The sequence below is a fragment of the Leptolyngbya sp. FACHB-321 genome, assembly GCF_014695975.1.
GTDB lineage: Bacteria > Cyanobacteriota > Cyanobacteriia > Leptolyngbyales > Leptolyngbyaceae > Stenomitos.
The window spans coordinates 1-12,638 of record NZ_JACJPI010000049.1; the positions used below are offsets into that span (position 1 = coordinate 1).

Consider the following 12,638-nt stretch of genomic DNA (forward strand, 5'->3'; position numbering starts at 1 on the left):
AACATTACAGCGGCAAAGATAGTTGGGGGGTAGCTCCCTGCAAAAATAGCTCGGTGCCAGGTTGATTCTTCGGCAAACGGTGGGGTAGTCCAATGCGGCTATCCCACCGTTCTGTTAAGTAACCTCCTGCTGAAATCCTTCTTATAACCATGCTCTAAGTGTTAAGACGCAGCATCTTTGAGAACTGACTCTATCATGTGGCGCAGGAAATCAGAGCTGTGTAACTTTTTGTAAATCCGACTTTTGAGCTAAGTCCTTGGTATTATCAAGAACCATTACTTAGTCCAATTTAAAGGTCTGGAACGAGCGGGTTTCGAGCCAGGTTGCAAACGCCATGTGTTTGCAGGTACCTCCTACTATGAAAGCATCACTCAACTGAGGCTGACCATACGTTTCGACTAGGTTGATGCGTCTGCAGCGTCATTCCACTTTAGGATTGAGCTACATAGCTTTCAGCGCTTGTCTCAAAGTAGAGCTAGTTGTCTTGGTACGTTGCAGTTGGCAGCAACGGTATGAACTTTAGCTAGCGATGGCATCAAGTGCTCGACAGCTCCGTTTCTAACTTTGCTTGCACTGAGAGACCAAAGATGAGAATAGCAAAGACGATCCGGAGGGGTTTAATTTTATTACCTCTGCAATCACCCGAATTTCCTATCTAAAACCGCCTAAACGCATAGCATTTAGCTCTAATGCAGAGACTATTGCTACTGTTGACACAGCACAACATAACTCATCTCTACGATACTTAGACAGGTCAACAACTTGCCTCCCAAAAGCTTACAGACGGAGTTAAGACAATGGTGTTCAGTCAAAACGGGGCTATAGCCATAGCAACGGAAAAAGGTGTAACTCTTCTGGCAGAGAAGAATTTACAACCCATTATGTATGTGGAGCATAACTTCCTTAAACCCTTATTAAACTCCCCTGAACCCTTATTAAATTTCAGTCTAGATGGAAGCGTAATGGCGGTTGCTGAGAAAGTTTGGAGCGTAACTACTAAACAGAAAGTGTTTAGTCTATAGAACAAGCAGCAACGTGATTCTCCGGAGTCTAGCATCACTGCTCTTGCCTTCAGTCCAGATGGCAATTATATTGCTACCGGTACTAATTCTTTTCTGTTTCTTTATCAAAGAACAGGAAGATAAATGGGTAGTATCCCTTCCTTTTCTCATATAGGAAGAAACCATAATCTACCGCCTTTAGTTCTGATAGTAGGTATATGGCGGTGGGAGTGCACTTTGGTGCCCCAGCAAAATTTAGTCTAATCAAAGTATATGAATTTACAGCTGCCGCGGATGGAATTGTAACGTTTAAAGAAACATTGGAATTCCAACACCAAAAAATTGTTTACTCTGTTTTCTTTAGTTCTAACAGTAAGTATTTAGCAACAGCTAGTTTAGATGGCACCACACAAGTTGTTGATTTGACTGCTCAACGTGTAATTACGCACTTAAAGCATGGAGCAACTCACTATGCAATTTTTATGCATGATGAGAAGTACTTGATAACAGGCGATAACGCTTCTCCTGTGCGCGTATGGAATATTGCTACTTAGCAAGAGGTGATGCGGACACCCAAAGTACAACTTGATAAGCGCAAAAGTAATTTATCGCCAACACCCGATCAGCGAGTTTCTCTTAACTAATGGACAGTATATTGCAACAGTTAGCAATCAGCAAGAGCTAATCATTTGGAAGGTTTCCCCTTAAGAAGTCGTTCCATTCTTAGCATCGGGAGATCAAACCAAAGCAATCGCCTTTAGCCTGGAAGGCATACACCTAGCGACCGCTAGTGGATAGCTTCAGCGATACAACAATGTTGCCAAATTGTGGGATGTTGCTAGTAGTAAACTCTTGAAAGAATTTAATATCGCGATATTTAAACATTTGATGACATCATTTTTAGCCGTGATGGCACATATCTCACAGGACTTTCTGGCAATTTTCCTTGGATTTGGAATGTAGTTAGCCAAGAAATAGTGTTTCCATCTGACAAATTTCGAGGTCTTCCAACAATAGGAGAAAACGAACTTAATGCTCGCCTTAGTCCGGATGGGAAGTATCTTGCTTTGGGTACTTCCTCTGGTTTTAATGTGCAAGAGGTTGTATCTGCTCGAGAAATATTCAAGTAGCGGTCATTTGAAGTATCTTCAATATCCTTTAGTTCTACTGGTCGCTACCTTGCTGTCACTGACCTAAGAAAAGATATAGGAGAGACGAATATATGGGAAATGCCTTCTGGTAATGCCATTGTGCACATTCAGCACTAAAGACAGGATGACCCAACTGTGGAACCGATAGCGGTAATTAGTCCGGATGATAAATTCGTCTTAACTAAAAATCCTAACTATTTAGAATTATGGGAAATGCACTCTGGTAGGAAAGTAAAGCGGATTCAAGATAATTTTCGACAAAAACAGCAGAATGAGCTTTTGTTCCGAGTTCGCTTATCAACTTTAGGATCTGAGCGTAGTGCTTTTAGCCCAGACAGCAAATATTGAGTGACAGGCGGTGATAGGTAAGTTTAAGTATGGGATATTGCTTCTGCTGGAAAAGCGGTGTTGCAAGTGAAAGAGCCTATAATCGAAATCTTAGCCTTCGATCCAAATGGAGCTTACTTGCCAGCAAGTAGTTCAGGAGGATTAACACGCTTATGGCACACTGGTTCGTGGCAGGAAGTTAATTCAGTGCAGAATCATGGTGCTGTGAAGGCAATGCTTTCAGTCCAGATGGAAAGTTTTTAGCCATTGGTGATCAAGAAGACACTCAAGTTTGGAACGTTGCAGGCTGGAGAAGAGTAGCGCTCCCACCTGAGACTCCCTAAGCAATTGCTTTTAGTCCCGGTAGTAATTACCTAGCAGTTGCCAAAGAAGACGGCACTCTCCTATGGTCATGGCGACCGGAGCGACTGGTTTCCAAAGTCTGTCAACGCCTGACTCGAAATTTAACAGAAGAAGAGTGGCATCAGTATGTTGGTGAGGAACCTTACCAACATACTGATGCCGGCTTATCCTAAAGGTCGAATTAATGATCACAAACAAGAAACTTGAATGGCTAATTGCTAGTTTGTTGATTTCAGCAGTGTGCTTACTGCCAATGGCAACTGTTACTGCTTAAATTGAGTCCTTAATTGAACCTCTGAGGGTAACAGGAATGCGTGGCAGCTCGGCTGAGACCCGCAATTTGTTTCTCAACGCAACAAAGCCTATTACTAATCCTCAAGCTCTTTCTCTTAATCTGAACCGTTCTGGTGGTCAATCGGTTTTGCCAGCAAACGCAATTATTGTTCAAGTTGATCTCTACTGAGCTGATGGTGCTGCTGTTTTTCCTGCCAGCGCAATCACCTTGGGCACGTTGTCTGGAAAACCAAACGCGTTAATTGTGCCGCTGAAGTTCGAATTCAGCAGGGCCTCTAGCAGCGGAGAGTTTAGTGGCAGCCTACGCCTAAGTGAGCCCAATGGGCAACAGAGCATTCTGATTCCGGTGACAGTGCGGGTAAAAGATCCTTGGTTATTGCCGTTGCTGATGCTATTGGCAGGTACGGGACTAGGGATGGGGTTTTCTGCGTCTTGCGCTAAGGGTAAGCCATGCGATGAAATTCTAGTACGAGCAGGGCAATTGCAATCGCAGATGCAGGACGATCGCGAACTTGAGCAAGCAGAAGCCTTCCGCACGCGCTTAGAAAGTAGTCTGATAGACATCCGCATGGCACTGCAAGGTGAGCGTTGGGAAAAAGGGCAAGCGGCGGCGGCCCAGGCAGAAACGATTTGGAGCAAGTGGCTGAAGGGGCGAACCGATTAACTGGTGCAGTTGCAGTATGCAAAAGTCCTCAAGGAGCGCTTACAAGATCAGAATCCCAATATTCCCTACATTCAACTGGTGAGTCAAGGGGTAGAGAATGCGTTGCGGGAACTCCCGGACTTAGAAGGACCATACCAACTGCGTGATCGCCTGGATGATCTAGCTCAGCAAATTAACCGCTTCTTTCAGTTGCAAGGCAAAATCAAGCAGTTGAAGGGGTTGACCGATCAACTGCTACCTGAGCAGAGATTACTTTGGCAACCGAAAGTGAAAAGTTGGGAGCAGCAGAGCGAAAGTTTGCAGCCAGCGGACTCAGCGGAAAGTTCTAGGTTGCAAACAGAAGTGGATGGCGCGATCGCAGAGCTGACGCAGCTAATAGTCGAGCAATCTCCTACCGCTGCCGTTTCTAAAGGCGTACTAACTGTTCCGTTTATGGCACCAGCACCTTCTGTTCGCTCGTTAACCTGGGAAGAGCAAGGGGTTAAGGCAGGGAAGCAACTGCGATTGTTTACCTGGACGAGCTATGCGATCGCGCTGAGCTTTCTGGCAGGCACTGATTTCAGTCAACTCTATGTTGATAATCCAACCTTTGGTGCAAATCCTTGGAAAGATTACTTTGCACTTTCAGCTTGGGGCTTTAGGGCAGAGGCAACTCGGGAAGCAATTACAAAGGTACTGAAGGGATTGGACTTACCTGGATTGAAATAAATTCAAACACTAGCATCTATTTAACGCTAAAGAGAATTAACCAAATTCCGCACCTCTTGATAACGAGTCTGGTTTCCTTGGACATGGAATAGACCTGATTATTGGCATCATTGTCTATAGAGATTTAAGCGACAGCACCATTTTCAGCAGAAAGCATATAGCGCAAATCGCAATGATGATAGAAACAACAAAAGATATAGAAGTAAAAAAGTTGCTGATGCCTTTTCTGTCTATGCCAATTGTTATATATTGAACTTTATCACTTGCCTCGCACTTGTACTGCAGTATTTGCTTTTTGGAGCTCTCGATTAGCTTGCTGTCTGTGTCCTAAGGCAGCAAGTGCTCGTGCTCTAGCACGATATTTACTGGAAACTTGAGTGCTCACAGCCCCCAGTCCAGCAGGACCAGGTTGAGCAAATTCAGAGAGAAACATGTAGGCTAGATCAAAATTAGCTTTGCTTGAGCTTCGTTGCCTTGCTCCCGATAGATATGCCCTCTAACTAAGTAAGGAATACACTGCTCAAAATTGAGCTCAATGGCTTGAGTTGCTTTCTCTAGAGCTGCCGCCTTATTACCTATGTCGTAAGACACGAGGCTCAACATCGTGTACGGTTCCTCCGTATTAGGATCGAGTTAAATGGCTTGACGGATATCATCGATCGCTCCTGCATAATCTTTAGTGCGGTATCAAGCTAAGCCTCGATTGCAGTAAGCATCTGTGTCCTTAGGATTGGCTTGAATTACTTGAGCAAAGTCAGCAATAGCACCCGCTCGATCAGCAAGCTCCAGTTTCAGAATACCCCGACCAAAGTAAGTCTCCGTATCTCGTGGATTGAATTGAATGCGTTGGTTAAGTCGCTCAAGAATTATCTGTGGATACGGAACTCGATGGAGAAAGGGAAAATACCCTCGATTTGCGCTAATGTCAAAACTATCTATAAATCGCGGGTTCAGACGAAGGGTCTGCATTAAATCATTCTCAGATTCTTGTTGAATTTTGTTTGGGCATGATGTGTTAGGAATATGACACCTGGCAATTCTGAAACGCAATTAATATGCTTCTGCAAAATTGGAATTAAGACGAATGGCTTGAGTTAAGTCTTTTCTATGCTCTAGGTAAATTCTATTTCCCGTATATCTAACAGCACGGTAGTAATAGGCTTCCGTAAGATTAGGGTTTAATTGGCTCACTCTTGATAAATCTGACAAAAAATCATCTAAGTTATATTGAGTGTGATGTGTCAAAGTTTTTGAAGGCTGCATGATCGCATCTGAAATTAGTTTTTAATACCATTACAAGGATGAAGATCGCTTTCGCTTAGCGACGCATTAGTCTGCAAGTAATCATGCACCCAGCTACACCCACGCCTCATAAAGCTGTTAAAATCTAAAGTCCGTATCATTGCTTTACCATCCCTGGCTAAAGCAAGATCTTTGCTATCAGCACTAATCGCTACTTCTAAGATGCCGCCGCTGTCATTGCCCTCTTGAGAATCCTGCATTGCATACAAGAGGCTACCGTCCAAACTCCAAAGCCGGATGGTATTATCTAAACCTACCGATACCAAAACCTGACCATTGGGGCTAAAAAGAAGACTAAGGATAATGTCCGAGTGACCTTTGAATGGCTCTCCAAAGGCTTCAACCGTTTCTCCCGTACCTTGATCAGCACGACGGGCGATCGCCACCTGCACGCCCGTTTTGTGGCCAGTCTCCTGTTTTCCATAAGCAGTACTCGGTAAAACGAGGGCTTCATAAGCTCTCAGGGGTAAAGAGCGCCGTTCCAGTCTCTGCCACAGCAACACTAAAGCCTCTTGAATGAGCGGTAAAATTCCTGGTTCCCCGGTCGCATCTGTAACTAAACGCTCAACTAAGTCTGGCTCAACGAAAACACCCACAGCTTCAGCGGGCTTCGAAATCGCTTGTCGCAACACCGTTTCATGCAACGGCACCACTTCCAGTCGATTGTTCTGAATCTCCTGCCAGAGCACCGACGTCATCAGGTCGGCATAAAAATCAGCCCGTACAGTCAGCAATAGACAGACATTGGTCGTTGTTATCAGCTTCAGCAAGCTTTTCTGGAAAGGAACAGCCTCCTCCTTTGCCAGTGTGAATAGCTCCTCAAACTGAAACTGGTCAACAATCAACAACATCGAGCCGCTTGCTGTTGCGCGCCGTTTGCCAACGTTTGCGTGAGCGTTGTCTGCGGAGACTCTCCCGGACGCATTGACTGTATGCGCCAGCCATCCGACCCAAACAAGCGGCTCTCCCACAGGGCAGGGGTTAAACCCGCAAACACCAGAGAAGATTTGCCACTACCAGAGGGACCAATGACCGTAATGAAGGGGTGCAGACGCAGATGTTCTAGCAGTCGGTTAACTTCTTCCTGGCGCCCAAAAAAGCGATCGCTCAAGCCAAAGGGCTTCATGCCAGGATAGGGACAGTCTGGTGGTGGCGCTGGTGTCGGTAAAGGACGCTTCAGGTCAGCACAGAGCTAGGCAATTGCTGACTCCTGTATCCTTTTCGTTCGTCGCTTTTAAGCCAAACAGCATCTCCAAGCGCAGCGGCAGCGGCACAGACCGTCGGATTAACGGAATCACGGGTCAGGTATTTGTATCCTGCCCATAGGATTGACCCAGCGTCGCGATGAATGCATTCAACCCATCAGCTAAGTAATCCGGTGAAATGACCAGCAGCGTTCGCTTGCTCTGCTTAATCGATCATTCAAACTCCAATAAACGAGGCACACCCAGCGCAAAGGCTGACTCATACATATAGTGTACCCCAGCGTCTTCTAAGGCTGCCAGCAAATAGCCTTTGACTCAGGCGAGATCGGCTTAGACATACGGTACAAACAAGTTATAGCTGGATGCTTCTAGCATGTCTCCTGATCTCTACATCTATGGCAAGGGTCGTCGCAGTGCCTTAATAAGCCGATTAAACTCTCGCTCTGCCCGTCGAGGATGAGCGAGTTCTAACGTCGTCAACATGTGTGAATGAGCAAAAAATATGGCGCAATTCGTAAATCAATGGTGCAATCGGTCAACGCGACTCTAAATAAGCATTCCAGCTTCTAACAGCCTGAGATGAACTGTGTCCAAGCAGCAGTAACTAGAAGTAGGCTAGAAGCTTGAAACATTTGTGGACTCTGGTTTTGAAAGACTATGCGACTCATTTGCAAACTGTGCCATATCTTTTGCTCATTCACAACTACCCTAAGCGACTAGCACTAGACTGCAAACCAGTTAGAGCTCAGACATGCCTCGCTGTTCGTGAAGCTTTTGCTCAATCAAAGGGTCTTTCCAACTAGCCGACTCCGTCTTGTTTTCCGAGGAGGATGCCTCTAAGGTTTGCTTTGCTGCTGAAGTCGCACTATTGGTAACAGCTTTAGCTTTTTGAGCGGTTTGATTGATAGCGTCTTTAACCGCAGGTCTTACATCATCATTAATCGCTCCTTTAACAGAGTCTGTAACCCCACGAACGTCAGCTTCGTTGATTTTCCCCTGTACAGATTGGCTCACGCCGCGGACGTCCGCTTCGTGAATTTTTTCTTGAATGGATTGACTAACCCCACGAACGTCGGCTTCGTGAATTTTCCTCTGAACAGACTGACTGACACCGCGGACATCGGCTTCGTGAATTTTGCCTTGAATAGATTGGCTCACGCCGCGAACATCGGCTTCATTAATTTTCTGCTTTGCGGACTCAGCTAGCCCTTTGACATCAGTTTCGTCAACCTTTGCTTTAACGCTATCAAGGGCATCTTCAACCCGATGGGTAACGCCTTCAGCCGCAGTTTTAATTGAACCCACTGCGTTTTCTACTTGGTGATCCACATTGGTAGCGGCTTGCTCACCAATGGCTGCACCGGCGATCGCGCCACCAACAGCACCGATCGCTGCACCTACTTTACCACCAACCATTCTGCCGATCGTCGCACCCGCTACGCCACCGCTAGCGGCACCAACCGCTTTAGCTACCGTATGCTCACTGCTTTGATTTTTTTCACCCTTCTCTGTCTGCTCAGATGCTGTAGGAGCATTAGCAGACTGATTGGCTAAATCAATGTTTTCATCAAAATTTCCAGATGGATACTGGTTATCGATTGTACTCGTCATAAAACAGGTTTCCCTACAAATAATTTTCTCTTATGCCATCTATAGCGTAGTAATCAGAACTAAGTGACACCTCATCTTGAGAATGAGATTCTCCCAAAGCTTTGTCAGTCGCTAGTTATAGGTTTTATTCTCGATTCAAGTTTAATACTTGAACAAGCCCGAGAGACTGTTATTGTCAGGCTCAGACGTTGGCTATAGAAAGGACTCTAGAAAAAATGGGTCAGTTCAACCTAAAATCCCAAAGCAAAAATAAGCTTTTTTAATGGTTTTGGGGTTCGAGTAGCAGCAGCATAGTACTGCACATGAAGCATCGTTTGTCTTTTGTACCAATGAAACCTTTCTGGTAGGAGGCGGCTGAAACCCTTTCTCTACCGTGCTAATTCCCTGTACCCATGAGTTCTTAGGTTAATTGGTACGTCTTATTGAGACTAAACTATAGCCCTGATAGGACATGATGCAGAGGGCATCTTCCGCCCATCCTATAGTAGGCGAGCAGTCTTGTCTTTGGCTGTGTCTCTGATTGAGCGAGGCGACCCATGACAGTCGAGAGCAGGCGAATCCCTTGCTTCATGCGCGACCTCAGCTTGCTTCTGTATCCAAGCTAAATGAGCACACTCTCACTTTTTTGCCCCCCAGTGTTGAAGTTGTCTAGGTTCTTTCACGCGGGGCTTACGGTAAGCTAAGCCACAAAGCTTGAAACCAATTAGCATGAATAACGCCGACTTACAACATCTGCACTGCTGTGTCGAACTGGCAACTGAGGCACTCGAAGCTGGTAACGAGCCTTTCGGCTCTGTGCTGGTCGGTGCCGATGGCACTGTGCTGGCTGAAGACTACAACCGTGTAGCTGCTGGCGATCAAACCCAGCATCCTGAGTTAGCGCTGGCACGCTGGGCGGCAACCAACCTGACGCCTGAGGAACGTGCTGGGGCCAACGTTTTCACTTCAGGGGAGCACTGCCCAATGTGTGCGGCGGCACATGGCTGGGTGGGTCTGAGTCGCATCAGGTATGTCAGCCCCGCCGAGCAATTAGTCACTTGGCTTGCTGCTGTGGGGGGGGTAGGCCTCGCCTGTGCGAGCGCTGCCGATTCAAGCGGTGGTGGCCGGTCTCGTAGTAGAGGGTCTGTTTCCTGAACTGGCGGAGCAGGTGCGTGCTTTACACCACCGCTGTCGCCGCTCTGCTCCAGCAAGCCTGTAGTCTGGTGCTACAGCAGTAGCAAAGACGATCGAACCCATCCTGCAGGAGCGGAGCGGTGAAATTGAGGTGCATCCTGCCCTGGATCGACTGCGGTTACGTCATCACAACAGGCATCAGCGCCAGTTCAGGATGAATCAGGTTGTGAGCCTTTAAGGGCGTGCGCAGGGGGGACGGGGTGATCGCTCCCTGTTCACACTCCACTCGTTTTCTAAGCTGAAGCTTGTCTGATTGGGACAGACTGCTCTCTCGGCTGCCTCCATCCTCTGACCGCACCGCACCCGAAAGTGATGGCGAACTTCAACGAGACTCATTATACCAAATTAAACTGACAAGGTGGCAGACGACTTAAACTGAGAAGCAACGTTAAAGGTGCTGGCGATGGTTGGACTGACCTCGGTTGAAGTCAAGGAAAGCTTAGAAGCGTTAGCTGCCCAACTGCAACCAGTCAAAACGCCAAAAGACAAGGAGCGATTGCAAGTCCTCTACTGGCTCAAACAGGACAAACCGCCTAGCATCAGTGCCCTTGCCAAAGCAACTGGAAAACATCGCAATACGCTGCAAACTTGGCTGATGCAATATCGCAACGGCGGAGTTGAGGCGATGTTGGAAGTGAAGAAAGCGCCTGGAGGAGTGCGGGTGATTCCCCAAGGGGCAGAAGAGGCATTGGCAAAGCGGTTACAAGAGGCGGGACAGGGATTTGCTAGCTATGGAGCCGTGCAGCAGTGGTTGTCAGAAACATTAGGGGTCGAAGCGGAAGATCAAACGGTTTATCAGATGACACGGCAGCGTCTCAAAGCCAAACTCAAGGTGGCACGTCCTCAGAACGGCAAGCAAGATGCTGCACAACGAGCGGCCTTTGAGCAAACCTTGCCGATGACCTCATGCTGTTGAACCAGTATGATCGCCAAACGCAACCCGACTCACGCCCGATTTGTTATTTTGCTCAAGATGAGAGTCGGTTTGAACTCAAGACCTGACTGGGACGAGTGATAACAACTTGCGGAGTCAAACCGATTGGCGCATGGCAATGGTTATGCAAAGCCTTCTGGTTATATGATGCAGTTGAACCGACCACTGGAAACGCTTTTTTCTTGCAGTTTTCGCATGTGAATACGGACTGCTATCAGCGATTTCTCGATGAGTTCTCCCAACACTTGCCAGACAGTCTTAACATGCTCCAAGTCGATCACGGACGCTTTTACAAGAGCAAGCATTTAGTGGTGTCAGAGAACGTCGTTTTGTTGTTTTAACCCCCCTACTGTCCAGAACTCAATCCCATTGAGCGACGGTGGCAGCATCTCAAAGCCGGCCTCAAATGGGCATCGTTCAAGACCTTAGAGCAATTGCAGTCCAAAGTGGATCAACTGCTTGCTGCGCTAACGCCTGAAGTCATTACTTCTGTCACAGGCTTTTCTTTCATCCTAGATGCTGTATCTGCCCTAGATGCTATTTAACTTGGTATAACTTCGCCTCTTAGGAAGAAGCCCAGGCATACATGCAACAGCAGGGGACAACTTATTTGGATGGCGACAAGGACGGTGTTGCCTGTGAAAGCCTGCCACATGGTGGTCGTTCGACGCCAGCACCCCCCGTGGCTCGTCCTTAGCAACCCAGCCAAGCACGACTAGCAGCTTCGGTAGTCAGCGTGGGGGACGGGGACACCTTGCGAGTGCAGAGCCAAAGTCCGTTTCGCCTGTATGGACGTAGCGGAGATGAAGCAGGCTCCTTACGGACAGGCAGCCTCGCAGCGACTCAAGCAACTATTGCCCAAGGGTCAGCCGGTCTCGCTGCGCGTTGTCGAGGTCGATCGCTACCAGCGCACAGGGGCAGAAGTTTACGTGGGCAGTACCGCGATCAATCTCCAAATGGTGCGCGAAGGACAAGCCGTTGTTTACCGACAGTATTTGAGTGGCTGTCCTGGTTTACGCAACCAACTGCTGCAAGCAGAACAGCAGGCGAAGCGACAACGGTTGCAGTTTTGGAGCCAAGCGCGACCAGCCATGCCGTGGGAATATCGCCAGCGGCAACGCGGCTAGCAAGTCTTATGTTCTATTTAGGTGCTATGCTTCCCCGATGAACACGGCGAGCTTCATCGCGACGCGCACGTTCCTGCTGACGCCAGAGATGCCACCGGCACGCTGTCGTCCCGATGCCACACTTCGCCACTTCGTACCACCATTTTTGGCACACCATAACTGCCATCTGGTGCCAGTGCCATGGTGTCTACCCGCTCCCCACCCGCGACGGTAGCCAGTTTCGCTTCCTCAGCTACTCGTTTGGCGACGGCATGCTCACTCGCGACCGCTTGCTTCATCTGACGCTGGCGTGCTTTTCCAGGCAGCGGCAACCCTGCTTCTGCCCCGATGCGTACCGGTGAAATGGTAGCGAACGAGCGTCTGAACCTGCTAGTGGTGGCAATTTTAGCGGTGGGGCAAACTCGCTGGCGATGGCTGGAGCTGTGTCGCGACTCTAAGAGCGATCGCCTTTGACTGAGCAGTGCGATCAGCTTAGGCGAGTGATGGACTGATTGATACGGGGTCTACCGAACCGTTCCCAGGCATTGCCGCCTCTGAGGAAAAGTTCCATCCAGCGTAGTGGCTCTCCTCCTAGCGGCGCTGACCAACCAGAACTACCAGGGGCAAAGGCGAGGGTACCTTCAGCCACCTTAAAACTGCCGTCCGAGTAGATCGCATCACTCACGACATCGCCAATGCGAATCACCAGCTTGGTTTCAGGCTCCAGGTGCAGCGTGTGGGCTGGAATGGTGGTTTTGATGTTGCCGTAGCCATCGATCCAGGCAACACGGTCAAGTGG

11 protein-coding genes and 5 pseudogenes are annotated in these 12,638 nt (G+C 48.1%); 10 read left to right on the forward strand and 6 right to left on the reverse strand.

Going from position 1 to position 12,638, the window contains the following annotated elements; translation table 11 throughout:
- Window positions 1-797 precede the first annotated feature (797 nt).
- The 5 genes from H6F76_RS09015 (at window position 798) to H6F76_RS09035 (ending at window position 4,508) form a co-directional block, all read left to right on the forward strand.
- Window positions 798-1,022: a hypothetical protein gene (locus H6F76_RS09015; protein ID WP_190507559.1), complete on the forward strand. Its 225-nt coding sequence runs from the start codon at window positions 798-800 to the stop codon at window positions 1,020-1,022.
- 197 nt (window positions 1,023-1,219) lie between these two features.
- Window positions 1,220-1,555 carry a hypothetical protein gene (locus H6F76_RS09020; protein WP_190507560.1) on the forward strand — a complete coding sequence of 112 codons (336 nt, stop codon included), beginning with the start codon at window positions 1,220-1,222 and terminating at the stop codon, window positions 1,553-1,555.
- Window positions 1,556-3,152: 1,597 nt separating this feature from the next.
- A complete protein-coding gene (locus tag H6F76_RS09025; protein WP_190507562.1) occupies window positions 3,153-3,305 on the forward strand; it encodes a hypothetical protein in 153 nt (50 codons plus the stop codon).
- A gap of 75 nt (window positions 3,306-3,380) precedes the next feature.
- A complete protein-coding gene (locus tag H6F76_RS09030; protein WP_190507564.1) occupies window positions 3,381-3,800 on the forward strand; it encodes a hypothetical protein in 420 nt (139 codons plus the stop codon).
- A gap of 3 nt (window positions 3,801-3,803) precedes the next feature.
- On the forward strand, window positions 3,804-4,508 hold the full coding sequence (locus H6F76_RS09035; RefSeq protein WP_206754354.1) for a hypothetical protein: 705 nt from the start codon (window positions 3,804-3,806) through the stop codon (window positions 4,506-4,508).
- A 687-nt stretch (window positions 4,509-5,195) separates the two neighbouring features.
- Here the strand turns inward: H6F76_RS09035 and H6F76_RS09040 are convergent.
- The 4 genes and pseudogenes from H6F76_RS09040 to H6F76_RS09055 all read right to left on the reverse strand — a co-directional run bounded on the left by H6F76_RS09040 (window position 5,196) and on the right by H6F76_RS09055 (window position 8,626).
- Window positions 5,196-5,477 carry a hypothetical protein gene (locus H6F76_RS09040; protein ID WP_190507567.1) on the reverse strand — a complete coding sequence of 94 codons (282 nt, stop codon included), beginning with the start codon at window positions 5,475-5,477 and terminating at the stop codon, window positions 5,196-5,198.
- A 308-nt stretch (window positions 5,478-5,785) separates the two neighbouring features.
- Window positions 5,786-6,202 carry a WD40 repeat domain-containing protein gene (locus H6F76_RS31405; protein WP_347275996.1) on the reverse strand — a complete coding sequence of 139 codons (417 nt, stop codon included), beginning with the start codon at window positions 6,200-6,202 and terminating at the stop codon, window positions 5,786-5,788.
- A gap of 27 nt (window positions 6,203-6,229) precedes the next feature.
- Window positions 6,230-6,936: pseudogene (locus H6F76_RS31410) on the reverse strand (hypothetical protein); the annotation flags it as partial.
- 817 nt (window positions 6,937-7,753) lie between these two features.
- Window positions 7,754-8,626 (reverse strand): glycine zipper domain-containing protein, encoded by an 873-nt coding sequence (locus H6F76_RS09055; protein ID WP_190507574.1) that lies wholly within the window; start codon window positions 8,624-8,626, stop codon window positions 7,754-7,756.
- 708 nt (window positions 8,627-9,334) lie between these two features.
- On the opposite strand from H6F76_RS09055, the pseudogene H6F76_RS09060 reads away from it, so the two are divergent.
- The 4 genes and pseudogenes from H6F76_RS09060 to H6F76_RS09075 form a co-directional block, all read left to right on the forward strand.
- Window positions 9,335-9,824, forward strand: a pseudogene (locus tag H6F76_RS09060) (nucleoside deaminase).
- A 378-nt stretch (window positions 9,825-10,202) separates the two neighbouring features.
- Window positions 10,203-10,715: a winged helix-turn-helix domain-containing protein gene (locus tag H6F76_RS09065; protein ID WP_190507575.1), complete on the forward strand. Its 513-nt coding sequence runs from the start codon at window positions 10,203-10,205 to the stop codon at window positions 10,713-10,715.
- Window positions 10,716-11,306: 591 nt separating this feature from the next.
- Window positions 11,307-11,430: pseudogene (locus H6F76_RS31415) on the forward strand (excalibur calcium-binding domain-containing protein); the annotation flags it as partial.
- Window positions 11,431-11,518: 88 nt separating this feature from the next.
- A pseudogene (locus tag H6F76_RS09075) lies at window positions 11,519-11,860 on the forward strand (thermonuclease family protein); the annotation flags it as partial.
- Between the two features lie 53 nt (window positions 11,861-11,913).
- On the opposite strand, the gene H6F76_RS09080 reads toward H6F76_RS09075, so the two are convergent.
- Window positions 11,914-12,171 carry a hypothetical protein gene (locus H6F76_RS09080; protein ID WP_190507580.1) on the reverse strand — a complete coding sequence of 86 codons (258 nt, stop codon included), beginning with the start codon at window positions 12,169-12,171 and terminating at the stop codon, window positions 11,914-11,916.
- A 16-nt stretch (window positions 12,172-12,187) separates the two neighbouring features.
- Here H6F76_RS09080 and H6F76_RS30965 point away from each other — a divergent pair, with 16 nt between their 5' ends.
- On the forward strand, window positions 12,188-12,313 hold the full coding sequence (locus H6F76_RS30965) for a hypothetical protein (protein WP_277881203.1): 126 nt from the start codon (window positions 12,188-12,190) through the stop codon (window positions 12,311-12,313).
- Window positions 12,314-12,326: 13 nt separating this feature from the next.
- Here H6F76_RS30965 and H6F76_RS09085 read toward each other — a convergent pair.
- Window positions 12,327-12,638, reverse strand: a pseudogene (locus H6F76_RS09085) (hypothetical protein); the annotation flags it as partial.